This window comes from Cupriavidus sp. PB-02, assembly GCF_058252315.1.
On record NZ_CM177694.1, the window covers coordinates 257097 to 281027 of the forward strand.

21 protein-coding genes are annotated in these 23931 nt (G+C 67.4%); 11 read left to right on the forward strand and 10 right to left on the reverse strand.

Features of this window, described 5'->3' with window-relative positions:
• Positions 1 to 6: 6 nt before the first annotated feature.
• From AC10V3_RS01270 to AC10V3_RS01295, 6 genes are all read left to right on the forward strand, one after another.
• A complete protein-coding gene (locus AC10V3_RS01270) occupies positions 7 to 969 on the forward strand; it encodes an ABC transporter ATP-binding protein (RefSeq protein WP_022533359.1) in 963 nt (320 codons plus the stop codon).
• Between the two features lie 13 nt (positions 970 to 982).
• Complete coding sequence (locus AC10V3_RS01275; RefSeq protein WP_022533360.1) at positions 983 to 1897, forward strand: branched-chain amino acid ABC transporter permease; 915 nt, start codon at positions 983 to 985, stop codon at positions 1895 to 1897.
• A 24-nt stretch (positions 1898 to 1921) separates the two neighbouring features.
• Positions 1922 to 2998, forward strand: coding sequence for a branched-chain amino acid ABC transporter permease (locus tag AC10V3_RS01280; protein ID WP_022533361.1), 1077 nt, complete (start codon positions 1922 to 1924; stop codon positions 2996 to 2998).
• A 100-nt stretch (positions 2999 to 3098) separates the two neighbouring features.
• Positions 3099 to 4436: an ABC transporter substrate-binding protein gene (locus AC10V3_RS01285; RefSeq protein WP_022533362.1), complete on the forward strand. Its 1338-nt coding sequence runs from the start codon at positions 3099 to 3101 to the stop codon at positions 4434 to 4436.
• Positions 4437 to 4512: 76 nt separating this feature from the next.
• A complete protein-coding gene (locus AC10V3_RS01290) occupies positions 4513 to 5331 on the forward strand; it encodes an ABC transporter ATP-binding protein (protein ID WP_022533363.1) in 819 nt (272 codons plus the stop codon).
• A 92-nt stretch (positions 5332 to 5423) separates the two neighbouring features.
• Positions 5424 to 6674 (forward strand): phenylacetate--CoA ligase family protein, encoded by a 1251-nt coding sequence (locus AC10V3_RS01295; protein ID WP_022533364.1) that lies wholly within the window; start codon positions 5424 to 5426, stop codon positions 6672 to 6674.
• A gap of 47 nt (positions 6675 to 6721) precedes the next feature.
• On the opposite strand, the gene AC10V3_RS01300 is transcribed toward AC10V3_RS01295, so the two are convergent.
• The 8 genes from AC10V3_RS01300 to AC10V3_RS01335 all read right to left on the reverse strand — a co-directional run bounded on the left by AC10V3_RS01300 (position 6722) and on the right by AC10V3_RS01335 (position 16535).
• Complete coding sequence (locus AC10V3_RS01300; RefSeq protein WP_349605691.1) at positions 6722 to 7159, reverse strand: YbaN family protein; 438 nt, start codon at positions 7157 to 7159, stop codon at positions 6722 to 6724.
• A 48-nt stretch (positions 7160 to 7207) separates the two neighbouring features.
• The gene (locus AC10V3_RS01305; RefSeq protein WP_022533366.1) at positions 7208 to 8185 is read right to left on the reverse strand and encodes an NAD(P)H-dependent flavin oxidoreductase; all 978 of its coding nucleotides are present in this window, start codon (positions 8183 to 8185) and stop codon (positions 7208 to 7210) included.
• Between the two features lie 117 nt (positions 8186 to 8302).
• A complete protein-coding gene (creC, locus tag AC10V3_RS01310) occupies positions 8303 to 9733 on the reverse strand; it encodes a two-component system sensor histidine kinase CreC (RefSeq protein WP_022533367.1) in 1431 nt (476 codons plus the stop codon).
• Between the two features lie 9 nt (positions 9734 to 9742).
• Positions 9743 to 10438, reverse strand: a complete 696-nt coding sequence (gene creB / locus AC10V3_RS01315) for a two-component system response regulator CreB (protein WP_022533368.1) — start codon at positions 10436 to 10438, stop codon at positions 9743 to 9745.
• A gap of 1 nt (position 10439) precedes the next feature.
• Complete coding sequence (locus tag AC10V3_RS01320) at positions 10440 to 11573, reverse strand: NAD(P)/FAD-dependent oxidoreductase (protein WP_022533369.1); 1134 nt, start codon at positions 11571 to 11573, stop codon at positions 10440 to 10442.
• Positions 11574 to 11813: 240 nt separating this feature from the next.
• On the reverse strand, positions 11814 to 13139 hold the full coding sequence (locus tag AC10V3_RS01325; protein ID WP_022533370.1) for a sigma-54-dependent transcriptional regulator: 1326 nt from the start codon (positions 13137 to 13139) through the stop codon (positions 11814 to 11816).
• An 8-nt stretch (positions 13140 to 13147) separates the two neighbouring features.
• Positions 13148 to 15157 (reverse strand): sensor histidine kinase, encoded by a 2010-nt coding sequence (locus tag AC10V3_RS01330; RefSeq protein WP_022533371.1) that lies wholly within the window; start codon positions 15155 to 15157, stop codon positions 13148 to 13150.
• 79 nt (positions 15158 to 15236) lie between these two features.
• Positions 15237 to 16535 (reverse strand): dicarboxylate/amino acid:cation symporter, encoded by a 1299-nt coding sequence (locus AC10V3_RS01335; RefSeq protein ID WP_022533372.1) that lies wholly within the window; start codon positions 16533 to 16535, stop codon positions 15237 to 15239.
• 401 nt (positions 16536 to 16936) lie between these two features.
• Here AC10V3_RS01335 and AC10V3_RS01340 point away from each other — a divergent pair, with 401 nt between their 5' ends.
• The 5 genes from AC10V3_RS01340 (at position 16937) to AC10V3_RS01360 (ending at position 21046) form a co-directional block, all read left to right on the forward strand.
• Positions 16937 to 17257 (forward strand): (2Fe-2S) ferredoxin domain-containing protein, encoded by a 321-nt coding sequence (locus AC10V3_RS01340; protein WP_022533373.1) that lies wholly within the window; start codon positions 16937 to 16939, stop codon positions 17255 to 17257.
• A 201-nt stretch (positions 17258 to 17458) separates the two neighbouring features.
• The gene (locus AC10V3_RS01345; protein WP_022533374.1) at positions 17459 to 18100 is read left to right on the forward strand and encodes an alpha/beta hydrolase; all 642 of its coding nucleotides are present in this window, start codon (positions 17459 to 17461) and stop codon (positions 18098 to 18100) included.
• A 67-nt stretch (positions 18101 to 18167) separates the two neighbouring features.
• Positions 18168 to 19367, forward strand: a complete 1200-nt coding sequence (locus AC10V3_RS01350) for a D-alanyl-D-alanine carboxypeptidase family protein (RefSeq protein WP_022533375.1) — start codon at positions 18168 to 18170, stop codon at positions 19365 to 19367.
• Positions 19368 to 19427: 60 nt separating this feature from the next.
• Positions 19428 to 19736: an HP0495 family protein gene (locus AC10V3_RS01355; RefSeq protein ID WP_022533376.1), complete on the forward strand. Its 309-nt coding sequence runs from the start codon at positions 19428 to 19430 to the stop codon at positions 19734 to 19736.
• A 113-nt stretch (positions 19737 to 19849) separates the two neighbouring features.
• Positions 19850 to 21046, forward strand: a complete 1197-nt coding sequence (locus AC10V3_RS01360; RefSeq protein WP_022533377.1) for a class I SAM-dependent rRNA methyltransferase — start codon at positions 19850 to 19852, stop codon at positions 21044 to 21046.
• Between the two features lie 18 nt (positions 21047 to 21064).
• Here the strand turns inward: AC10V3_RS01360 and AC10V3_RS01365 are convergent, their stop codons facing one another.
• Both AC10V3_RS01365 and AC10V3_RS01370 read right to left on the reverse strand, forming a co-directional pair.
• Positions 21065 to 23173: an ATP-dependent helicase gene (locus tag AC10V3_RS01365; protein WP_374063638.1), complete on the reverse strand. Its 2109-nt coding sequence runs from the start codon at positions 23171 to 23173 to the stop codon at positions 21065 to 21067.
• A 201-nt stretch (positions 23174 to 23374) separates the two neighbouring features.
• Entirely contained in the window at positions 23375 to 23911 is a 537-nt protein-coding gene (locus AC10V3_RS01370; protein ID WP_022533379.1) for a TlpA disulfide reductase family protein, read from the reverse strand.
• Between the last annotated feature and the right edge of the window lie 20 nt (positions 23912 to 23931).

Below are 23931 nucleotides of genomic sequence, written 5' to 3' on the forward strand. Positions count from 1 at the left end.
AGCAACATGACGCAAGTGGCCTGGCAAGGCGCTGGACAGCGCAAATGGACGGGGACAGCACGCACGGATGCCAGCGGCGCGGGGGGCAGCGGTGCGATCGCCCCGGCGGGCCCGCTATCTCCGGCAGGACTGGCTGACGACAGCGGCGCACAACCCGGTACGCGCCACGCGCAGCGCACCGGCGAGCACGCGCGTACCGGCGGCGAGGTGATCCTGGACCTGCAGCATATCTCGCTGGCGTTCGGCGGCGTGAAGGCGCTGACCGACATCTCGTTCGACGTGTGCGAGCACGAGGTGCGCGCCATCATCGGTCCCAACGGCGCGGGCAAGAGTTCGATGCTGAACGTGATCAACGGCGTGTACCACCCGCAGCAAGGGCGCATCGTGTTCCGCGGCGAGGAGCGCAAGCAGATGCACCCCACCGCCGCCGCGCGCCAGGGCATCGCGCGAACGTTCCAGAACATCGCGCTGTTCAAGGGCATGACGGTGCTGGACAACATCATGACCGGGCGCAACACCCAGTTCCGCACGGGCTTGTTCGCGCATGCGCTGTGGTGGGGCCCGGCGCGCAACGAAGAGATGCGCCATCGCCAGAAGGTCGAGGAGGTGATCGACTTCCTGGAGATCCAGTCGATCCGCAAGACCCCGGTCGGGCGCCTGCCGTATGGCCTGCAGAAGCGCGTGGAGCTGGCGCGCGCACTGGCGGCCGAGCCGTCGATGCTGCTGCTGGACGAGCCCATGGCCGGCATGAACGTGGAAGAGAAGCAGGACATGTGCCGCTTCATCCTCGATGTGAACCGGCAGTTCGGCACCACCATCGTGCTGATCGAGCACGACATGGGGGTGGTGATGGATATCTCCGACCGCGTGGTCGTGCTCGACTACGGCAAGAAGATCGGCGACGGCACGCCCGAGGAAGTCAAGGGCAATCCGGACGTGATCAAGGCGTACCTGGGCACATCGCACTGAGGGGTTCCAAACCATGACGTTCTTCTTTGAAATCCTGATCGGCGGCCTCTTGTCCGGCTTGATGTACTCGCTGGTGGCGCTGGGCTTCGTGCTGATCTACAAGGCCTCGGGCGTGTTCAACTTCGCCCAGGGCGCGATGGTCTACTTTGCCGCGCTGGCGGTGGTGGGGCTGATGGACAAGGGCATGCCGATGTGGGCGGCGGTGATCGGCGCCTTCGTGGTGATGATCCTGGTCGGCATGAGCACCGAGCGTTTCGTGCTGCGCAAGCTGGTCAACCAGCCACCGATCACGCTGTTCATGGCGACCATCGGGCTGTCGTTCTTCCTGGAAGGGCTGGGGCCGCTCTTGTTCGGCAACGAAGTGCGCCCGATCAACCTGGGCATCGTCGACGAGCCGATCGAGTCGATCATGACCAACTTCAATATCGTGCTCTCCAAGTTCGATATTGCGGCGGCGGCCATTGCCGGTGTGCTGGTCGGATCGCTGGCGCTGTTCTTCCAGTACACCAAGGTCGGCCGCGCGCTGCGCGCTGTCGCCGACGACCACCAGGCGGCGCTGTCACTGGGCATCCCGCTGCAGAACATCTGGGCGATCGTGTGGGGCGTGGCGGGTTTCGTCGCACTCGTGGCCGGCATGCTGTGGGGCTCGCGCAATGGCGTGCAGTTCGCGCTGACGCTGACCGCGCTCAAGGCGCTGCCGGTGCTGATCCTGGGCGGCTTCACCTCGGTGCCCGGCGCCATCGTCGGCGGGCTGATCATCGGCGCCTCGGAGAAGCTGGCCGAGATCTATATCCCGCCGGTGTTCCAGTCGATGTTCGGCGGCAACTTCGGCGGCATCGAAGGCTGGTTCCCGTATGTGTTTGCCCTGCTGTTTCTGCTGGTGCGGCCCGAAGGGCTGTTCGGCGAGAAACACATCGATCGCGTCTGACCGACTTCGCACAGGAGACTTGCCATGTTTTATCGTGAAGCCGGCCAGTTCAAGACCAGCTACGTCGCCGACAGCCAGATCTTCCCGATCCGCCAGGACCGCATCGGCTTTGCGCTGCTGATGGCCGTGGCGTTCGTGGTGATCCCGCTGACGGGATCGGAATATTGGTTCTCGGCCATCCTGATCCCGTTCCTGATTTTTTCGCTGGCGGCGCTGGGGCTGAATATCCTGACCGGCTATGCCGGACAGCTGTCATTGGGCACCGCGGCCTTCATGGCGGTGGGTGCCTACGCCGCCTACAACTTCCAGCTGCGCGTGGAAGGCATGCCGGTGCTGCTGACGTTCGTGATGGCGGGCCTTTCCGCCGCGCTTGTGGGTGTGGCCTTTGGCTTGCCGTCGCTGCGCATCAAGGGCTTCTACCTGGCGGTGGCGACGCTGGCGGCGCAGTTCTTCGTGGTGTGGGCGCTGACCAAGTTTCCCTGGTTCTCGAACAACAGCTCCTCGGGCGTGATCACCGCGCAGCGGCTGGACCTGTTCGGCTTCGCCATCGACACCCCGGTGAAGAAATACCTGTTCGTGCTGGGCATCGTCACGGTGCTGGCGCTGGTGGCCAAGAACCTGGTGCGCTCGGCCACCGGCCGCGCCTGGATGTCGGTGCGCGACATGGACGTGGCGGCCGAGGTGATCGGCATCCCGCTGATGCGCACCAAGCTGCTGGCGTTCGCGGTCAGCTCGTTCTACTGCGGCGTGGCCGGCGCGCTGTACGCGTTCTGCTACCTCGGCTCGGTCGAGCCGGACGGCTTCTCGCTGGACCTGTCGTTCCGCGTGCTGTTCATGATCATCATCGGCGGCGTGGGCAGCATCCTGGGCTCGTTCCTGGGTGCGGCATTCATCCTGCTGCTGCCGATCTTCCTGGACAACGTGCTGCCGCCGCTGGCCGCGCTGCTGCACCTGCCGTTCACCAATGCCACCGTGTCGCACATCCAGCTGATGGTGTTCGGCGGGCTGATCATCTTCTTCCTGATCGTGGAGCCGCACGGGCTGGCCCGGCTGTGGCAGATCGCCAAGGAGAAGCTGAGGCTGTGGCCGTTCCCTCACTGACGGGGAGGGAAGCAAGGGATTACCGCAGTACCTGCATGTCATCCGAAGCATTGACGCTTCAGCATAACGAAACGCTCCACCGAGGGCGAAGGAGACTGTCATGACCAACCTGATTCGCAACGTGCAACGCGCCGCCCTGGTGGTCAGCGCCGCGGCTGCACTGCTGGCGCCGGCGGCGCCGGCCATGGCGCAGAGCAACGAGCAGTTCGTCGCGCTGCCGAGCTATCGCGTGGGGCCGTATGGCGCCAACGGGCAGTCCTGGTATGGCGGCTTCATCGACTACCTCAACTACGTCAACCTGAAGGACGGCGGCGTCAACGGCGTCAAGCTATCGTGGGAAGAGTGCGAGACCGAGTACAACAACGCCAAGGGCGTGGAGTGCTACGAGCGCCTGAAGTCCAAGAACGCCACCACCAAGGGCACGGCCTACCACGCGATGTCGACCGGCATCTCGTACGCGCTGGTCGACAAGACTGCCGCCGACAAGGTGCCGCTGGTGATGATGGGCTACGGCCGCACCGACGCGGTGGACGGCTCGGTGTTCCCATATGCGTTCCCGCTGGTGACGACGTACCAGATGCAGGTGTCGGCCATCGTCAAGTACCTGGCCTCGAAGAGCGGTGGCTCGCTCGCCGGCAAGAAGATCGTCTACCTGTACCACGACTCGGCCTATGGCAAGGAGCCGATCGTGGCGCTGCAGGCTGAGGCGAAGCTGGGCAAGTTCAACCTGGTCGAGATCCCGGTGGCGCACCCCGGCAACGAGCAGGGCGCGCAGTGGCTGAAAATCCGTCAGGAGAACCCCGACTACGTGATCTTCTGGGGCTGGGGCGTGATGAACCAGACCGCGCTGAAGGCCGCGCAGAAGGTCGGCTTCTCGCGCGACAAGATGATTGGTTCGTGGTGGGCAGGCTCGGAGGAAGACACGGTGCCGGCCGGTGATGCCTCCAAGGGCTACATGAGCGCGACCTGGAACGTCGCGGGCAAGAGCGTGCCGCTGATCGCCGATATCGAGAAGGTGGTCTACGGCGCCGGCAAGGGCAATATGCAGGACAAGAACAAGGTGGGGTCGGTGCTGTACAACCGCGGCGTGTCGGCGGCGGTGGTGACGGTGGAAGCGGTCCGCGTGGCGCAGGCCAAGTTCGGCAAGGGCAAGGCCATGACCGGCGAGCAGATGCGCTGGGCCTTCGAGAACCTGAACCTGACCAACGCTCGCTTGCAGCAACTGGGTGCCACCGGCCTGCTGCCTGAGATCAAGACCAGCTGCGACAACCACGAGGGCTCGGGCAAGGTGAAGATCCAGCAGTGGGACGGCAGCAAGTGGGTGGTGGTGTCGGACTGGATCGAGGGCAACAAGAGCCTGATCCACCCGCTGTTCAAGGCCACGGCGGCGCAGTACGCGAAGGAGAAGGGGATTACGCCGGCTTGTTCGAAGTCTTGACAGCAACCTGGCGGGCGTGCGGTGCCTGGCGCCGCATGCCCGCCGCAGCCGACTGCAACACCAACCGAGCCGCACCATGAGCCTCCTCTCCGTCAACAATATCGAAGTCATCTACGATCACGTGATCCTGGTGCTCAAGGGCGTTTCGCTCGAAGTGCCGGAGGGCCGCATCGTGGCACTGCTCGGGGCCAACGGCGCGGGCAAGACCACCACGCTGAAGGCCATTTCCAACCTGTTGCAGGCCGAGCGCGGCGACGTCACCAAGGGCTCGATCGAGTATCGCGGCGACCGCGTCGACCAGCTCACGCCCAACGACCTGGTGCGCCGCGGCGTGATCCAGGTGATGGAAGGCCGCCACTGCTTCGCGCACCTGACCATCGAGGAAAACCTGCTCACCGGCGCCTATACGCGCGGCCTGTCGCGCGCGCAGACGCGCGACGAGCTGGAGAAGATCTACGCCTACTTCCCGCGGCTGAAGACGCGCCGCAAGTCGCAGGCGGGCTACACCTCCGGCGGCGAGCAGCAGATGTGCGCGATCGGCCGGGCCATGATGGCCAAGCCCGCGATGATCCTGCTGGACGAACCGTCGATGGGCCTGGCGCCGCAGATCGTCGAGGAGATCTTCGAGATCGTGCGCGACCTGAACTCGCGCGAGAAGGTCAGCTTCCTGCTGGCCGAGCAGAACACCATGGTGGCGCTGCGCTATGCCGACTACGGCTACATCCTGGAAAACGGCCGCGTGGTGATGGACGGCGACGCCGAGTCGCTGCGCACCAACGAGGACGTGAAGGAGTTCTACCTGGGCGTGGCGGCCAACGATGCGGACGACGGTGCCGGGCGCAAGTCGTTCCGCGACGTGAAGAGCTACCGGCGCAGGAAGCGCTGGCTGGCCTGAGCCGACATAAGCCGACCCAATTTATCCGGCATTGCCACCACGCGCCGGCGGCGCGGCGGCAAGCCGCATCCATTTCCCTGACGCACAGCACCATGCCAGAACACTTCGATTCGCTCGAAACCCGCGCGCCGGAAGTCCGCGAGCAGGCGCTCCTTGCCGCCCTGGCACGCCAGGTAGCCCATGCGCGCGACAACGCGCCTTACTTTGCCGAGATGCTGAGCGACGTCGACCCGCGCTTGCTGACCTCGCGCGCGGCGCTGGCCGCGCTGCCGGTCACGCGCAAGTCAGAACTGTCGGCACGCCAGCGCGCGTTGCCGCCGCTGGGCGGGCTCAACGCGACGCCCCTTGGCGGCCTGCGCCACGTGTTCCAGTCGCCCGGCCCGATCCACGAACCCGACGGCAAAGATGCGGACTGGTGGCGCGTGGCGCGCGCGATGTTCGCGGCGGGCTTCCGCGCCGGCGATCTGGTCTACAACACCTTCTCCTATCACTTCACGCCGGCCGGCATGATGATGGAAACCGGCGCGCACCGGCTCGGCTGCTGCGTGTTCCCCGCGGGCGTGGGCCAGACCGAATCGCAGGTACAGGCGCTGGCCAGCCTGCAGCCGGCCGCGTATGCGGGCACGCCGTCGTTCCTGAAGCTGCTGCTGGAGCGTGGCGACGAGTTGGGCACGCCCTGCACCAGCCTGACCAAGGCGCTGGTGTCGGGCGAGGCGCTGCCGCCGTCGCTGCGCGCCTGGTTCAAGGAGCGGGGCGTGCGCGTGCAGCAGATGTATGGCACCGCGGATGTCGGCTTGATCGCTTATGAAACCGAAGGCGGCGACGGCTGGGTCGTGGACGAGGGCGTGCTGGTGGAGATCGTCGAACCCGGCGGCTCGCGGCCGATGGCCGAGGGCGAAACTGGCGAGGTGGTGGTGACGGTGCTGGGGAATGGCGACTATCCGTTGATCCGCTTCGGCACCGGCGATTTGTCGGCGATCGTGGCGGAGTCGTCGCAGCGGCCGAGCCCGTGCGGGCGCACCAATATCCGCCTCAAAGGGTGGCTCGGTCGCGCCGACCAGGCGACCAAGGTCAAGGGGATGTTTGTGCATCCGGGGCAGGTGGCGGACGTGATGCGGCGCCATCCGGAGATCCGCGCTGCGCGGCTGGTGGTGACCGGAGAACTCGGCGCCGACGTAATGACGCTGCACTGCGATGCCACGCGCGAGGACGAGGCGTTGCAGCGCGCGGTGGCGGAGTCGCTGCGCGAGGTGATGCGGCTGCGCGGCGCGGTGGCGTTCGTGGCGGCGGGGTCATTGCCGCAGGATGGGAAGGTGATCGAGGACGCGCGGCGGTACGATTGAGGCAAGCAAAAGGCCCCGCATCGGCGGGGCCAGTCACGCGCGGCAGCTCAGGACTTGCGCCCTTCCGGCGGCCGCGTCGGCAACCGGACCATCCACACACTCACCCCCACGGCACACGCCAGCAACGCCGCCGACGCCAGCGGCCGCCCGCGCAGCAACCACGCCGTAGTCCCCATCGACACCCACATCATCGACAAGGCCAGGCACTTCGCCCGAAATGGAATGCTGCGATGCCGCTGCCAGTCGCTGACCAGCGGCCCGAAGCGCGGATGCCCCATCAGCCATTCATGAAAGCGCCGCGAGCCGCGCGCAAAGCACGCCGCGGCCAGCAGCACGAACGGGGTGGTTGGCAACACCGGCAGGAAGATGCCGATCACCCCAAGCAAGAGGCAGATGCCGCCCAGCGCCACCCAGAGGGCGCGCAGCGCCCTCTGGCGGCGGCTCAGCGCGGCTTCAGGATCGGGCGAGGTGGCGGGACGAGTCAGGGGCAATGGGCGAACAAAGGGCCGCAAGGCGGCCCGGTAATGGTTCGTTCAGCGCGCGATACCCAGCCGCGCCTTGGCCTCATCGTACTCCGCTTTCATGCGCGCAACGATTTCCCCGGCGGTGGGAATGTCATGGATTTGCCCCACGCCCTGGCCGGCGCCCCAGATATCCTTCCACGCCTTGGCCTTGGAGCTGCCGCTGGAGAAGTCCATCTTGCTCTTGTCGGCGATGGGCAGGTTGTCCGGGTCCAGGCCGGCGTTGCTGATGCTCTCGCGGATGTAGTTGCCGTGCACGCCGGTGAACAGGTTGGTATAGACGATATCGGCGGCGGCCGAGCTGGTGATCGACTGCTTGTACGATTCGGCCGCATGCGCCTCCTGCGACGCGATAAAGCGCGTGCCCACGTAGGCAAAGTCAGCGCCCATCGCCTGCGCCGCCAGCACCGCCTCGCCGGTGGCGATCGAACCCGACAGCGCGATCGGGCCGTCGAAGAGCTTGCGCACTTCGCCCACCAGCGCAAACGGCGACAGCATGCCGGCATGGCCGCCGGCGCCGGCCGCCACCAGGATCAGGCCGTCGACACCGGCCTCGATCGCCTTCTCGGCATGGCGCATGCTGATCACGTCGTGCAGCACGATGCCGCCGTAGCTGTGCACCGCGTCGATCATCTCCTTGACCGGCGCGCGCAGCGAGGTGATGAAGATCGGCACCTTGTGCTCCACGCACACCTTGATGTCATGCTCGAGCCGGGCGTTTGACGTGTGCACGATCTGGTTGACCGCGACCGGGCCTACCGGCGCGCCCGGGTTGGCGGCCTTGAACGCGGCGAGTTCGTCCTGGATCTGGGTGAGCCACTCGTCGAGCAGCTCCGCCGGGCGCGCGTTGAGCGCCGGGAACGATCCGACGATGCCGGCCTTGCACTGCGCCAGCACCAGCTCCGGATAGCTGACGATAAACATGGGCGAGGCAATGACGGGCAGGGCCAGGTTCTGCAGGACCTGGGGCAGTTGCTTGGCGGCGGGCATGGTGTCTCCTGAACCACTGGCGGGCACGTTGCCGTGCCCTAAATGAACGGTCGTTCGATTATAGGGAGTTTCAGCGGCGCATCGCTAGAAGCCACAGTCTATGCCGATCCTGCGGTGCTAGGCGGCCGGCAGCGTCAGTTCTGCCAGCGCGCCGCCGCCGGGGCGGTTTGCCAGCGTCACATCGCCATGATGCAGCGTCGCCACCTCGCGCGCAAAGCACAGGCCCAGGCCGGTACTCTTGTCCGCGCCGTGCGGGCGCGGCAGCGAGTAGAAGCGCTCGAACACGCGCGGCAGCGCGTAGTCCGGGATGCCGGGGCCCTGGTCGGCCACGGCGATGGCGACGGCGTTGTTGCGCCGTTCCAGCCGCATCGTGACTTCGCTGCCCGCCGGCGCGAAGTCGATGGCGTTTTCCAGCAGGTTGGCGATCGCCTGGCGCAGCAGGAACGGATCGCCGGCCACCAGGTCCGGCCCGCCGTCCGCGGCCAGCCGCAGCGTGACGCCGCGCTGGCGCGCACGGGGTTCCAGTTCGTCGCACAGTTCGGCCAGCAGCGGCGCCAGCCGCACCGGCTCGCGCACTTCTAGGCGCTGGCGCTGCTCCACGTCGGCCAGCGCCAGCAGCTTGCGGATCATGGTCTCGAGCCGCCCGGACTGGGCGCGGATATTGGCGACGAAGCGCTGGCGGTCCGCCGCCGGCATCTCTTCCTGCAGCAGTTCGGCCGCGCCGCCGATCGCGGCCAGCGGGCTCTTCATCTCGTGCGTCAGCGTATGGATGTAGTGCTCGACATACTGCTTGTCCTCCAGCCGCTCGCGCATGCCCTGCACCGCGCGGCCCAGCTCGGCCAGTTCGCCGGCGCCGCGCAGCGGCATCTCGGCGCGCTCGCCGGCGGCCACCGCGCGCGCATAGCTGCGCAGCCGCTGCAGTCCATGCACCAGCCACAGCGTGCAGGCGATGCCGATCACGCAGGCGGCGCCGATCAGCAGCCCGCCATAGAGCAGGATCTTGTGCTGGCTGCGCTCGATAAAGGGCGCCATCGCCGCATTGGGCTTGGCCACGGTGAGCACGCCGATGATGCGCTCGCCGTCGCGCACCGGTGCAGCCACGTGCATCACGGTCGTGGCCTCGTCGTTGGGATCGGTGCGCGTGCTGCGCGCGCCGTAGCGGCCGCGCAGCGTCAGGTAGACATCGTTCCAGCGCGAATAGTCCCGGCCCACGTCGGTGCCGGTCGAGTCGAAACGCACGATGCCGTTGGCGTCGGTGACATAGACCCGGTAGCCGATGCTGTCCTTGTGCAGGCCCCACACTTCGGCATCGACCGGCGCGGTGCGCAGCGCCGCCATGCGTCGCGCGAAGTCGCCGTCGGCGATGCGGCCGGCCTTCATGTCGTCGGCGGCGAGTGCCGCCAGCACGTGCGCGGTATCGATCAGCGTGTCTTCCATGGCCTGGCGCACGCCGGGCTTGACCTCCTGCACGAACACGCGCAGCGTCAGCACGGTCGCCAGCCCGACGATCAGGAAGAAGCCGAAGAAGATGCGCAGGCCGATATGCATGGCGCGCGCTCAGGGTTCCAGCGAATAGCCCATGCCGCGATGGGTGCGGATGCGCTCGGCGGCGTCCGGGGTGGTGTCGCGCAGCTTGGCCCGCAGGGTCTTGATATGGGTGTCGACGGTGCGGTCGCTGGTGTCGAGCGCGTCTTGCCAGACGATCTCCATCAGCTGCGCGCGCGAGTAGATGCGGCTCGGGTGCGTCACCAGCAATGCCAGAAGCAAGTACTCGTAGCGGGTCAGGTCGAGCCAGTGGCCGCGATAGGCGAGGCGCGCGCCAGCCTTGTCGTGGGTGAAGCCGGCGCTGTCTTTGGTCTTCGCCACGGCGTTGCCGCCGCGCGCCCGGCGAATGATGGCGCGCACGCGCGCGGCCAGCTCGCGCGGCGAGAACGGCTTGACTACATAATCGTCGGCGCCGATCTCCAGCCCGACGATGCGGTCGATTTCCTCGTGGCGTGCGGTCAGGAAGATCACCGGCGCATCGCAGAAGGTGCGTAGCATGCGGCAGACCTCGAAGCCGTTGATGTCGGGCAATCCCACGTCGAGGATCACCAGGTCGGCCGGGCTGGCGCGCATCTGTTCGAGCGCCGCATTGCCGAGCGTGCAGTGCTCGGCCTGCATGCCATCGGTGCGCAGCGCATAGAGAATGGTGTCGGCGATGGCCTGTTCGTCTTCCACCACCAGGATCCGCGGTTGTTCCATGCCCGGCATTCTAGTCCAGGCTGACCGCCGTGCGCGGCGGCGGCGCGGGCTTGTCGCCGCGACGCTTGTGGAAGTAGATCTGCTCGGCCGCCCAGCGCAGCGGGGACGAATACAGCAGCAGGTCGAAGGGCCAGTCGCACTGGAAGCGATCGAACATCCAGCGCAACGCGCGTTTGGCGCGAAAGCGCGGCGCGCTGGCAGTGGCGACGGCTTCCGGCGCCGGGCCGCCGCGCAGCAGGTGCCCGGCGATGGCACGGCCGACCGACTCGCCATGGGCAAAGGCGTAGTGGATACCGCCCGCAGTGACCGGCGAGACGATGCCGGCGGCATCGCCGGTCAGGATCACGCCGTCGCGTGCGAGCGGAAAGGCCGGGCCGCCGCCGCACGGGATCAGGCCCGCGCGCGTCGCTGCCGGCCGTGCCAGCTCCGGCAGCCCGGCGCGTTCGCGCACATGCGCCAGCAGCCCGTCGAGATCCGGCGCGCGGCCGCGCCGCGGCAGATGGCGCAGCGCCAGGCCGGCCTGCACGCCGGTGGGGTTCTGCGCGATCCAGCCGATATAGCCGGGCGCGAAGCGGCGGGTGAGGAAGCAGTGCAGCGCGCCGGGTTCGGGCAGTGACAGGCCGGGGAACTCGTATTCAACGCCGTACAGGAAGCTCTCCACCCGTCCCAGCCCGGCACACTGCGCCACGCGCGACTTCGCGCCATCCGCGCCGATGAGGTAGCGCGTATTGCCCACGCCGGACACATGCCAGCCGCCGTTGCGCGGCACCGCGCCGACGAACGCCTGCCCGAGCCGCAGCTCCACGCCATGCCGCACCAGCTTGGCCGCGAGCCAGCGCATCAGCCTGGGCGTATCGGTGGTGTGGAAGTAGTAGCCCGGTGCGCTCAGGTCGATGCTGCGCAGCCGGGGCGAGTACAGCCGCACGCGCTCCACACGGTGCACGCAGTCGGTGGGAGCGCGTCCCAGCCAGGTTCGTTCGATGGCTTCCTTGACCAGGATGCCGGTGGTGTGGAGCTTGTCGCCCGGATCGTCCTTGCGTTCGAGCACCAGCACGCGCAGGCCGGCGCGCGCGGCGGCAAGGGCGCAGGCAGCGCCGGCGAAGCTGGCGCCGGCGACGACGACGTCATAGTCGAAGAGGGGCATGGCAGGTCCCGGAGATTGAGAGTCTCCAGTGTGGCCAGCCGGGGTGAGGGCAATGTGTGGCCAGTGTGAAGCTTGCGTCAGCCAAAAAAAATGCCCCGCGACACCGCGGGGCCATCAATTACCACGAAGATTGATACAGACGGCGGGCACCTGCCAATGCCGCAACCGCATGCGAAGGATAGGCAGCCAATGTGACGCCTGCATGGCAGAGTGGTGAAAGCGGCGTGACAGGGGCCGGCCTCAGAGCCCGTAGCGCTTGATCTTGTCGTACAGCGTGGCCTTGCCGACCTGCAGCAAGTCGGCTGCCTGACTCACCGCGCCGCCGGTACGCGCCAGCGCATCGGCGATCACTGCGCGCTCGTAGTGCTCCATCCGTTCGCGCAGCGGGGTGGTCTCGTCGGGCGCGGCACCCTGCGCGCCGGCTTGCCCGCCCTCGGGCACACCCAGCACCAGCCGGTCAGCGGCGTTGCGCAGCTCGCGCACATTGCCCGGCCACGGCCGCTGCGCCAGCGCCTGGCGCTGCGCCTCGGACAGGATCGGCGCCGGCCGCTGGTAGCGCACCGCGGCCACCAGCATGAAATGCTCGAACAGCGCCACGATGTCCTCGCGCCGCTCGCGCAGCGGCGGCAGCGCGATGGTGACCACGTTCAGGCGGTAGTAGAGGTCTTCGCGGAAGGTGCCTTGTGCCACCAGCGCGTCCATGTCGCCCTTGGCCGCAGCCACGATGCGCACGTCGATCTTGATCGAGGCGTTTGAGCCCAGCCGCTCCAGCGTGCCTTCCTGCAGCACGCGCAGCAGTTTGACCTGCAGCGCCAGCGGCATGCTTTCGATCTCGTCGAGGAAGAGCGTGCCGCCGGACGCGTGTTCGAGCTTGCCGACGCGGCGCTTGCCCGCGCCGGTGAAGGCGCCGGCCTCGTGGCCGAACATCTCGCTCTCGAAGATCGCTTCGGGTACCGCGCCGCAGTTCAGCGCAATAAAGGGGCCCTCGGCGCGGCCGGACAGCGCGTGCAGGCTGCGCGCCACCAGTTCCTTGCCGGTGCCGGTCTCGCCGTTGATCATCACCGGCACGTCGGTGGGCGCGACGTTGGCCACCAGCGCGCGCACCTGCTCGATCGCGGGAGAGCGGCCGATGATGCGGGTGCCCGCGGCAGGGCCGGCCAGTTCGCGGCGCAGCGCCTGGTTTTCCAGCTCCAGCGCGCGCCGTTCCAGCGCGCGGCGCACGGTGTCGGTCAGGCGGTCGGCGCCGAAGGGTTTCTCGATAAAGTCGTAGGCGCCCTCGCGCATGGCCTGCACGGCCATGGTGATGTCGCCGTGGCCGGTCACCAGCACCACCGGCACGCCCGGCGCGGCGTTGCGGCAGTGCTGCAGCAGGTCCAGGCCGCTGGCGCCGGGCAGGCGCACGTCGGTCACCACCACGCCGGGAAAGGCGCCGTGCAGGTGGGGAAGGGCGGCTTCGGCCGAGGGCAGCGCCAGCACGGAGAAGCCGGCCAGCTCCAGGCTCTGCGCGGTGGCCTGGCGTACCAGCGGCTCGTCTTCGACAAACAGGACACGCAGACCGTCTTGCATGGCAATACTCATTGGGGTGCGGAAACCGTACGCACGGGATCGGCGGCATCGCTGGCCGGCGCGCGCGCCAGCACCAGCGCGAACTGCGCGCCGCCGCCGCCGGGGACGTTGGCCACGCTGAGCTGGCCGCCGAACTCGCGCACGATCGACGAAGAGATCGCCAGCCCCAGCCCCAGGCCTTGCCCGGTTTCCTTGGTGGTGAAGAAAGGTTCGAACAGGCGTGGCAGCGCTTCCGGCGCAATGCCGGTGCCGTTGTCGCGCACGATGATGATGACGGCTTGGCCGTCGGCCTGCACGTCGAGTTCGATGCGGCCTTGCTGCGGCGCCGCCGTGGCGATGGCGTCGAGCGCGTTGCCCAGCAGGTTCAGCAGTACCTGCTCGAGCTTCAGTTCGTCGGCACGCACCGCCAGCCCCGGCACATCATCCAATCCGGTGACGCTGACCGTCACTGTGGCCAGCCGCGGCGCCAGCAGTGCCAGCACGTGATCGACCGCCGCGCGCACCACCACCGGACGTCGCACCGGCCGTGCCTTGCCGGCAAACAGCTTGAGCTGGCTGGTGATCTTGCCCATGCGCTCGGTCAGGTCGGCGATCGCGGTGAGGTTGCCTTCGGCGGCGGCAAGCTGCCCGCGCTCCAGCAGCACGCGGGTGTTGTCGGAGAAGGTGCGCAGCGCCGCCAGCGGCTGGTTCAGCTCATGTGTGATGCCCGCCGCCATCTGCCCCAGCGCGGCCAGCTTGCTGGCCTGCACCAGTTCGTCCTGGGCCGCGCGCAGCTCGCTTTCGGCGCGGGTGCGCTCGGCCACCTGTTCTTCCAGCTTCTCGTTGATGGCCATCAGGTCGGCGGTGCGCGCTTCCACGCGGCGTTCCAGCTCGTCGTAGGCGGCCTCCAGCAGGCGGCGGCTGTACAGCATGTCGCGCGCGCGCTGGCGGCGCTGGCGCCAGTTGACCAGCAGCAGGCAGATGCAGGCGTAGGCCAGCGCGGCGGCCACGGTGGCGTTGCGCGCATTGGCCAGCACCGGTTCCAGCGGCGCCATCACCTGCATGGTCCAGCCGGCGGGGCCCACGGTGCGGCCGAGTTCGAGGTAGCGGTCGGCGCGCTCGGCGCCGTCGGGGGCGAATGTGGTTTTGGTCGTGGGTGCGTCGTTGCGCACGCGCACCAGCCGCGCGCCGGCGTCCAGCGTGGTGTCGGCCAGCCAGCGCGTGACCGGGGAGGTGAGCGGCTCCAGCGGCAGCGGCGTCACCGCGCGGCCGTGGTACTGGCGCGTATTCTCCAGCTCAGCCTGCAGCGCTGGCGCCAGCGGGCGCAGCGTGCGGTACTGCCATGCCGGGACCGACGACAGGAAGATCACGCCGTTGTCGTCGCTGACCATCAGCGGCTCGGCGCCGCTGCCGGCGCGCTGGAACCACTCCAGGTTGAGCTTGACCACGGTCACGCCGATCACCTTGCCGCCGGACTCGACCGGCTGTGCGATGTAGTAGCCGGGCTCGTCGCTGGTGATGCCGATGGCATAGAAGCGCCCCAGCTTGCCGCCCGAGGCGATCTGGAAATAGGGGCGGAAGCGGTAGTCGGTGCCGACGAAGCTGCCGGGCTGGCCGTGGTTGCTGGCCGCCAGCGCGATGCCGTTGGCGGCGATCACATAGGTGGCGGACGCGTGCGCGCGGCGGTTGACCTCCGCCAGGTATTGGTTGGCGGCGGCGACGCGGTCCGGGTCGTTAGGGGATTCGAGCAGCCCGCGCACGAAGGGGTGCAGCGACACCAGTGCGGGCAGGAATTCGTAGCGGTCGAGGGTGCTTTCAAGCGTGGCGGCGTAGCGGTCGGCACGCGTGGCGGTGCTTTGCTGCAGGCTTGCCAGGCCGCGCTGGACCGAGACCAGCCAGGTCAGCCCGCACAGCAGCAGCAGGCCGGTGGCGAGCAGCACGGCAAAGCCCCACCACCGGCCGCTGCCGGCGTCCGGCGCGTGGGCCGGACGGGTGGCGGCGGGGTCATGCACGGCGAGAAAGTCGTCGGAGTGGGGCATCGGCGCGCGCGAGGGCTGTCGCGCCGATGATACTCGCTGGCGGGCGGCCGGGGCAGCCGCCCGCACAGCGGTGGCGCGCTTAGCGGGCGCCCTGGCCGACGTCGGCAAGATCCGCCACATCGTCGCTGCCGCCTTGCAGCACGCGGGCCATGCGCTTGCGGTCCAGCTCGCGTTCCCAGGCCGACACCACCACCGTGGCCACGCCGTTGCCGATGATGTTGGTCAGCGCGCGGCATTCGCTCATGAAGCGGTCGATGCCCAGGATCAGCACCATGCCCGCGACCGGGATGGTCGGCACCACCGCCAGCGTCGCCGCCAGCGTGATAAAGCCCGAGCCGGTCACGCCGCTGGCGCCCTTGGAGGTGATCATCGCCACCGCCAGGATGGTCAGCTGTTGCAACAGCGTCAGTTCGATGCCGGTGGCCTGCGCGATAAAGATCACCGCCATCGTCATGTAGATGTTGGTGCCGTCCAGGTTGAACGAATAGCCGGTCGGCACGACCAGGCCCACCACCGACTTGGAGCAGCCCAGCTTCTCCAGCTTCTCCATCATGTGCGGCAGCGCGGCTTCCGACGAGCTGGTGCCCAGCACGATCAGCAGCTCTTCCTTGATGTACGAGATAAAGCGCACGATGCTGAAGCCGGTCATGCGCGCGATCGAGCCCAGCACCACCAGCACGAAGATGATGGCCGTGAAGTAGAAGGTGCCGATCAGCTTGAGCAGCGGCACCAGCGAGCCCAGGCCGTACTTGCCGATGGTGAACGCCATCGCGCCGAAGGCGCCGATCGGCGCGACCTTGGTGATCACGTGGACGATATGGAAGAACACCCTGGAGAGCTGCTCGATCAGATCCACCACGATGCGCGCGCGCTCGCCGATCACCGCCAGCGCGGTGCCGAAGAACAGCGACACCAGCAGGATCTGCAGGATGTCACCGTTGGCAAAGGCGCTGAAGACCGTGTCCGGGATGATGTGCATGAAGAACTCGACCGTGCTCTGGCCGTGCGCCTTGGACACGTATTGCGCGATGGCCTTGGTGTCCAGCGTCGACGGGTCGATATTGAAGCCCACGCCCGGCTTGAGCAGGTGCGCGGCGCCCAGGCCGATCAGCAACGCGAAGGTCGACACCACCTCGAAGTACAGCAGCGCCTTGCCGCCGACGCGGCCGACCTTCTTCATGTCGCTCATGCCGGCCATGCCGGTCACCACGGTACAGAAGATGATCGGGCCGATGATCATCTTGATCAGCTTGATAAAGCCATCGCCCAGCGGCTTCATGGCCACGCCGGTGTCGGGCACGAAATGGCCGAGCAGGATGCCGACCAGGATGGCGAACAGCACCTGCACGTACAGGATCTTGTAGAAGGGTTTCTTCATGATGTCGTCCTCGGTTTTGACCGTACCCGGCGCGGTGGTGGCCGGGGTGGCGCGCCGTCACGGTTGCGGCGCGTTCGGGACGTGGATTCGCAATCGACATGCCAGTCCAACCGGTGTGGCTAACTGCCTGATTCACAAGGAAACACGGGTCTTGCGGAGGCGCCCGGCCTCCGGGATTCCGGAAATCCGGACTGCGCGTCTCCGGGGATTCGGAACGCCGAATCCGCGCAAGGTGCGCGAGGCGCCACCCGGTGGGTGCGGATTGGCGACGACGATAGCGGCGCAGGCCTGCCGGATGCGCGGCTACACCCCCGCGACGCCGTATAATTCCGAGCTTCCGTTCCAATGCCATCCGGCCGACCCTTGTCCGGGGCCCGCTTTTCTCACCGCACACCGCACGCATGAGCAGCTACTACCAGCATCACGTCTTCTTCTGCCTGAACCAGCGCGACGCCGGCGAGGACTGCTGCGCCAACCACAACGCCAAGGCGATGCAGGAATACGCCAAGAAGCGTTGCAAGGAACTGGGCATCGCCGGTGGCGAAGGCCGCGTGCGCATCAACAAGGCGGGCTGCCTGAACCGCTGTGAACTCGGCCCGGTGCTGGTGGTCTACCCCGAAGCCATCTGGTACACCTTTGTCGACGAGCACGACATCGATGAAATCATCGACAGCCACCTGCTCAACGGCAAGCCGGTGGAGCGGCTGATGGTGGATCGCTGAACGGACACGCATGCCGGCGGCGGCCGGCGCGGCAAACGCTGCGCCGGCCGCCGCATTGTTGTTTTACGGACTTGGCGTCGAGCTGAAGTCCACGTTTGAAGTCTTACCTCGCCGCCCGCCAGCCGGACGGTTTTTTCATTTTTTGCCCCGGACGATTCCGGGCCTGAGCCAGCCAGTTCCTCGCCATCCTGACCGCCCATCATGAACGCGCATACCCAGGTACTCTCCATTGCCGGTCCCGCCGGTGCGATCGATCTTTCGGTGGACCTGCCCCAGGGAGAGCCGCGCGGCCTGGCGCTGGTGGCGCACCCGCATCCGCTCTTTGGTGGCACCAAGGACAACAAGGTCGCGCAGACGCTGGCGCGCGCCTTCGTGCAGCTGGGCTACGCCACGGTGCGCCCGAACTTCCGCGGCGTGGGCGGCACCGCCGGCGAACATGACAACGGCATCGGCGAGCAGGACGACCAGCTCGCCGTGATCGCGTGGATGCGCGAGCAGACCGCATGGTCGGCGCAGGCCGCCACGCTGCCGCTGGCATTGGGCGGCTTCTCGTTCGGCAGCTTCGTCACCACGCACGTGGCGCGCCGTCTCGCCGAAGCCGGCACGCCCGCGCAACGCCTGGTGCTGGTAGGCACCGCCGCCAGCCGCTGGCAAGTGGCCGAGGTGCCGGCCGACACCATTGTCATCCACGGCGAGCAGGATGACACCGTGCCGCTCGCGAGCGTGTTCGACTGGGCCCGCCCGCAGGAGCTGCCGGTGATCGTGATCCCCGGCGCCGACCATTTCTTTCACCGCAAGCTGCACCTGATCAAGCAGCTCGTCGTCAACGCGTGGGACCGGTAACGCTGGCCGTTTCGCGCCGCTGCACCGCATGTCCCGCACGATCCCTTTCTTGTCGGAAACTGAAACAATGCTGAATAGAGCCACGACACGTCTTTCGTCCGCTTTTGCACCCGCCGCCATCGTCGCGGCCGTTGCGCTGGCCGCCGCGCCTGCCGCCGTCCTTGCGCAGGGCGTGCCGATGCCGCAGGTCGCAGCCAAGTCGTGGATGCTGTATGACGTGACCAGCGGCCAGGCCCTGGCGTCGCAGAACGCCGATGCGCGCATCGAGCCGGCCTCGCTGACCAAGCTGATGACCGCCTACCTGGCGTTCGAGGCACTCAAGGAAAAGCGCCTGACGCTGGAACAGACCGTGGTGCCGACCAACCTGGTGCTCAAGGTCAAAAGCGACGAGTCGCGCATGTTCATCGAGCCCAACAAGCCGGTCAGCGTGCAGGACCTGCTGCTGGGCCTGATCGTGCAGTCGGGCAACGACGCCGCGCTGGCGCTGGCCGAGGCCGTGGGCGGCTCGGAAGAGGGCTTCGTCGCGATGATGAACCGCGAGGCCCAGCGCATGGGCATGAAGAACACCCACTTCACCAACACCGACGGCATCCCCGACCCGAACCACTACACCACCGCGGTCGACCTGGCCACGCTGACCACGCGCCTGATCAAGGACTTCCCCGAGTACTACAGCATGTACTCGCAGAAGGAGTTCACCTATAACAAGATCAGGCAGCCCAACCGCAACCGCCTGCTGTATATCGACCCGACCGTGGACGGCGTCAAGACCGGCCACACCAAGTCCGCCGGCTACTGCCTGATCTCGTCGGCCAAGCGGCCGCTGGCCAACGTGCCCAACGGCTCGCGCCGCCTGATCTCCATCGTGATCGGCACCACCACCGAACAGGTGCGCACGCAGGAAAGCCTGAAGGTCCTCAACTACGGCTTCCAGTTCTTCGACACGCTGCGCCTGTACGACAAGGGCCAGGTGCTGGCCACGCCGGAGATCTACAAGGGCAAGAACGGCGCGGTCAAGATCGGCGTGCAGGAAGAGACCTTCGTCACCGTGCCCAAGGGCACCGGTGGCCGCCTGAAGCCGGTGCTGGAGCGCCAGGAACTGCTGATCGCGCCGATCGCGGCGGGCCAGCAGGTGGGCATGGTCAAGCTGATGGACGGTGCCAACAAGGTGGCGGAGTTCCCGGTGGTGGCGCTGGAAGACGTGCCCGAGGCCGGCTTCTTCGGCCGCCTGTGGGACACCATCCGCCTGTGGTTCAAGCGCAAGTGACCTGAATGCGCGGGGCCCGGCGCGCCATGCAGCGTGCCGGGCCGCGCCGGAGAATCCGACATGACAGCCGACAACCAGGGCAGCGGCAGCAAGCCCGGCGATATCCCGCCGGAGCAGTCGCTGATCGAATACCCGAGCCACTTCCCGATCAAGGTGATGGGCTCGATGCAGGACGGCTTTGCCGAGGCCATCGTTACGCTGGTGCAGGAGTTCGATCCTGACTTCCATGCGGGCAAGATGGAGATGCGCCCGTCGCGCAATGGCAATTACCTGGGCCTGACCGTGACGGTCTGGGTGACCAGCCGTGAGCAGCTTGATGATTTGTATCGGGCGCTGACTGCGCATCCGATGGTGAAGGTGGTGCTTTAACGCTTCGTTCCCGCTTTGTTTTCTCCCCTCTCCCGCGCGCGGGAGAGGGGTGTCGCCTTGACGCATTCTCGCCAGCCTCTGCTGCCGCGGGCCTGCTGTTTCCCCATACCGACATGAACACCATCACCCTGAAACCCGGCAAGGAAAAATCCCTGCTGCGCCGTCACCCGTGGATCTATGCCACCGGCATCGCCACCACCGAAGGCCGCTGCGAGCCGGGCGCCACCGTGACCGTGCGCGCCGCCGACGGCCGCTTCCTGGCCAAGGCTGCCTACAGCCCCGAATCGCAGATCCGCGCGCGCGTGTGGACCTTCGACGAGAACGAGCCGGTCGACCACGCCCTGTTCAAGCGCCGCGTGGCCGCGGCGATCGCGTACCGGCAGCAATGGGTGAAGGACAGCGATGCGGTGCGCCTGATCTTCGGCGAGTCGGACCGGCTGCCCGGCCTGATCGTCGACTACTACGGCAACGGCGCGCAGGGCCAACTGGTGTGTCAGTTCAATTCCGCGGGCGTGGAGCACTGGAAGGCCGCGATCGTGCAGGCGCTGGTGAAGGAAACCGGCTGCCCCAACGTCTACGAGCGCTCCGACGCCGCCGTGCGCCAGCGCGAAGGGCTGGAGCTGGTGACGGGCGTGCTGGCCGGCGCCGAGCCGGATCCGGCGCTGTCGGTGACCGAGCATGGCGTGCGCTACTACGTCGATGTGCGCAGCGGCCACAAGACCGGCTTCTACGTCGACCAGCGCGACAACCGCAAGCTGGTCGGCGACCTGGCCGAAGGCCGCGAAGTGCTGAACTGCTTCTGCTACACCGGTGGCTTCTCGCTGGCCGCACTGCGCGGCGGCGCGACATCGGTGACCTCGATCGATTCGTCGGGCGAGGCGCTGAAGATCGCCGCGGGCAATGTCGCGCTCAACGGCTTCGATCCAGAGCGTGCTACCTGGCTCGATGCCGACGTGTTCAAGACGCTGCGCGAATTCCGCGCCGAGGGCCGCCAGTTCGACCTGATCGTGCTGGACCCGCCCAAGTTCGCGCCGTCGGCGCAGCATATCGACCGCGCCGCGCGCGCCTACAAGGAGATCAACCTGGTCGGCATGCAGCTGCTGCGGCCGGGCGGGTTGCTGTTCACGTACTCTTGCTCGGGTGCGATCAGCATGGAGTTGTTCCAGAAGATCGTGGCGGGCGCGGTTACCGATGCGCGTGCCGATGCGCGCATCCTGCGCAGGCTGTCGGCGGGGACCGATCACCCGATGCTGGCGGCGTTCCCGGAAGGGGAGTACCTGAAGGGATTGCTGCTGGAGAAGGTGGCTTAAGTCGACGCGTGGCGCAGGTCAGCGCCACATATTCCGCATTCTGCTAGCCAGATCCACCGGCGCCAACGCCGGCTTGACCGGCCCCTCCCCCGGCATCGGCGGCGGCGGCCACGCACGGCTGTGGAAGTTCGGCATCACGCGATTAGGCAAAAAACGCGTGCGCGACGCATAAACATGCCGGTCGCCAAAGCCCACCTGCTGGTGCACATAGAAACGCTGCGGCACGACGATGTCGAGATGGTCCTTGGCCCGCGTCATCGCCACGTACATCAGCCGCCGTTCTTCCTCGATCTCCTCGGTCGTACCCGTTGCCAGGTCGGACGGCATGCAGCCGTCCACCGCATTGAGCACATACACCGCCTTCCACTCCTGCCCCTTGGCCGAGTGGATGGTCGACAGGATCAGGTAGTCCTCGTCGCGCGAGGGCACGCCAGACTCATCACTCGACGCGCTTGGCGGATCCAGCGTCAATTCAGTCAGGAAGCGCTCACGCGCCCCATAGGTGGCGGCGATGCGCTCGAGCTGCTGCAGGTCGGCCTGGCGCGCGGCGGCATCGTCATGCAGGCGTTCCAGGTGCGGCGCGTACCAGGCCAGCACCTGCTCGAATTCCGACGGCCATGGCGAGGTCGGCGCCATCAGCGCGCGCGCCAGCGCCAGCAGGTCGGCCCACGCCGGCGCGGCAGCAGGCGGGGGCTCGAATGCTTCCAGCGAGAACAGCGGCTCGGTGGCCAGCGCCAGCGCATCGAGCACGCGTGCCGCGGTCTTGGGGCCGATGCCGGGCAGCAGCTGCAGCGTGCGGAAGCCTGCCATGCGGTCGCGCGGGTTTTCCAGCCAGCGCACCACGGCCAGCACATCCTTCACGTGCGTCGATTCCAGGAATTTCAGCCCGCCGAACTTCACGAACGGGATATTGCGCCGCGCCAGCTCGATCTCGACCTGCGCGCTGTGGTCGGCGGCACGGAACAACACAGCCTGCGCCATCAGCGCCAGCCCGGCCTCGCGCCGCGCCAGCACCTGCTCGACCACGTAGCGGGCCTGGTCGGCCTCATCGTTGACGACGATCACGCCGGGCTTTTCCGCCGAGGCGCGGTCGGACCACAAATCCTTGGTATAGCGCTCCGCAGCCAGCCCGATCACCGCGTTGGCGGCCTGCAGGATCGGCTGCGTCGAACGGTAGTTCTGCGATAGCGTGACCTGCTGCGCCGCCGGCGTGAACTGCTGCGGGAAATCGAGGATATTGCGCACGGTGGCGCCGCGGAAGGCGTAGATCGACTGCGCGTCGTCGCCCACCACGGTCAGGCTGCGGCCATCGGGGCGCATGGCCAGCAGGATCGATGCCTGCAGCGCGTTGGTGTCCTGGTATTCGTCGACCAGGATATGGTCGAAACGCGCGCCCATGTCCTGCGCGATGGTGGGCTCGGCCATCGCCTGCGCCCAGTACAGCAGCAGGTCGTCGTAGTCGAGCACGTGCTGCTTCTGCTTGGCCTCGACATAGCCGGCAAAGAGCGTGCGCAGCGCATCGGCCCACATCGCGTAGCGCGGGAACTGCTGCTTGAGCACGTCTTCCAGCGGCGCCTGCGTGTTGACCACGCGCGAGTAGATCGCCAGGCAGGTTTCCTTCTTGGGGAAGCGGCTGGCGGTTTCGGACAGGCCCAGGTCGTGGCGCACCACGTGCATCAGGTCGGCCGAATCGCCACGGTCGCTGATGGTGAAGGCGGGCGACAGGCCCAGCGTCTCGGCGTATTCGCGCAGCAGGCGCGCGCCGATGGCGTGGAAGGTGCCGGACCACTGCAGCGCGGCACGCCCGGCGCCGGTCTGGGTGCCGAGCGCCTGGTCGACGATGCGTTCGACCCGGCGGCCCATCTCGGCGGCGGCGCGGCGCGAGAAGGTCAGCAGCAGGATGCGGCGCGGGTCGGCGCCGCCCAGCACCAGGTGGGCCACGCGGTGCGCCAGCGTATTGGTCTTGCCCGAGCCGGCGCCGGCGATGATCAGCAGCGGCGCGCCGCTGCCGTGCTGGACCGCGGCGCGCTGCTCCGGGTTGAGCCGGGAGAGGTAGGCGGGGGCCGCATCGGCTTCCGGGGCCGCGAGGTCCGCAAGGTTCGAAGCAGGGGCAAGATCCAGTGACACAGGCAGGGCTCGAGGGTCGGGCAGGGCGCGGCCCGCGCATGCGCACGGATCGCCACCAGGATGGAAAGGCTGGGAAAAAGCTGGCGCTAACTGTATATCCATACAGGCCGGCTGCGCAAGCTTGGGAACGCCTGAGCTGGCATCGAAAAAGAAAAAAGGTGCTCGATGAGCACCTTTTCGCGGCCGTTGCAGGCGGTAGCGTTACGCAGACTTTGCCAGGGCCCCGTCCAGCAGCTTGTGCAGCGCATCCCACTCGGGCTCGCCCACATAGCGCTTCAGGATGCGGCCGTCCTTGTCGACCACGAAGGTGGTAGGCGTCAGCTGCACATTGCCAAAGGCCTTGGCCGCGCTGCCGTCCGAATCCATCGCCACCTTGAACGGCAGGGCGCGCGTCTTGGCGTAGTTCACCACGTACATCGGCGGATCGTAGTTCATCGCCACGGCGACGAATTCCAGGCCCTTGTCCTTGAACTGCTCGTAGGTCTTGACCATGTCGGGCATTTCCTTGACGCAGGTGGCGCAGCTGGTGGCCCAGAAGTTGACCATGTAGACCTTGCCCTTCAGGTCGGCGGTGCTGACCTTTTCGCCCGACAGCAGCGTGAAGGTGGCCGCCGGCGCCGCATTGGCCGGCGAAAGCGCGCGGTAGCCGAACCAGCCCAGCAGCGCGAGTACGACAACGGCCGCGACGATGGGCCAGGGCTTGCGGGCGGGTCTGGCGGCGGGAGGGGAAGTCGTCATGGGATGCGGTCAGGCGGATT

Excerpts from the sequence above, each read along its gene's own strand:
- AC10V3_RS01325 (WP_022533370.1), bottom strand. The coding sequence starts at position 13,139 with ATGCAAGACGGTCTGCGTGTCCTGTTTGTCGAAGACGAGCCGCTGGTA.
- AC10V3_RS01320 (WP_022533369.1), bottom strand. The coding sequence starts at position 11,573 with ATGCCCCTCTTCGACTATGACGTCGTCGTCGCCGGCGCCAGCTTCGCC.
- AC10V3_RS01335 (WP_022533372.1), bottom strand. The coding sequence starts at position 16,535 with ATGAAGAAACCCTTCTACAAGATCCTGTACGTGCAGGTGCTGTTCGCC.
- AC10V3_RS01355 (WP_022533376.1), top strand. The coding sequence starts at position 19,428 with ATGACAGCCGACAACCAGGGCAGCGGCAGCAAGCCCGGCGATATCCCG.
- AC10V3_RS01350 (WP_022533375.1), top strand. The coding sequence starts at position 18,168 with ATGCTGAATAGAGCCACGACACGTCTTTCGTCCGCTTTTGCACCCGCC.
- AC10V3_RS01370 (WP_022533379.1), bottom strand. The coding sequence starts at position 23,911 with ATGACGACTTCCCCTCCCGCCGCCAGACCCGCCCGCAAGCCCTGGCCC.
- AC10V3_RS01295 (WP_022533364.1), top strand. The coding sequence starts at position 5,424 with ATGCCAGAACACTTCGATTCGCTCGAAACCCGCGCGCCGGAAGTCCGC.
- AC10V3_RS01360 (WP_022533377.1), top strand. The coding sequence starts at position 19,850 with ATGAACACCATCACCCTGAAACCCGGCAAGGAAAAATCCCTGCTGCGC.
- AC10V3_RS01340 (WP_022533373.1), top strand. The coding sequence starts at position 16,937 with ATGAGCAGCTACTACCAGCATCACGTCTTCTTCTGCCTGAACCAGCGC.
- AC10V3_RS01290 (WP_022533363.1), top strand. The coding sequence starts at position 4,513 with ATGAGCCTCCTCTCCGTCAACAATATCGAAGTCATCTACGATCACGTG.
- creB (WP_022533368.1), bottom strand. The coding sequence starts at position 10,438 with ATGCCGGGCATGGAACAACCGCGGATCCTGGTGGTGGAAGACGAACAG.
- AC10V3_RS01345 (WP_022533374.1), top strand. The coding sequence starts at position 17,459 with ATGAACGCGCATACCCAGGTACTCTCCATTGCCGGTCCCGCCGGTGCG.
- AC10V3_RS01280 (WP_022533361.1), top strand. The coding sequence starts at position 1,922 with ATGTTTTATCGTGAAGCCGGCCAGTTCAAGACCAGCTACGTCGCCGAC.
- AC10V3_RS01270 (WP_022533359.1), top strand. The coding sequence starts at position 7 with ATGACGCAAGTGGCCTGGCAAGGCGCTGGACAGCGCAAATGGACGGGG.
- AC10V3_RS01285 (WP_022533362.1), top strand. The coding sequence starts at position 3,099 with ATGACCAACCTGATTCGCAACGTGCAACGCGCCGCCCTGGTGGTCAGC.
- creC (WP_022533367.1), bottom strand. The coding sequence starts at position 9,733 with ATGCATATCGGCCTGCGCATCTTCTTCGGCTTCTTCCTGATCGTCGGG.
- AC10V3_RS01305 (WP_022533366.1), bottom strand. The coding sequence starts at position 8,185 with ATGCCCGCCGCCAAGCAACTGCCCCAGGTCCTGCAGAACCTGGCCCTG.
- AC10V3_RS01330 (WP_022533371.1), bottom strand. The coding sequence starts at position 15,157 with ATGCCCCACTCCGACGACTTTCTCGCCGTGCATGACCCCGCCGCCACC.
- AC10V3_RS01275 (WP_022533360.1), top strand. The coding sequence starts at position 983 with ATGACGTTCTTCTTTGAAATCCTGATCGGCGGCCTCTTGTCCGGCTTG.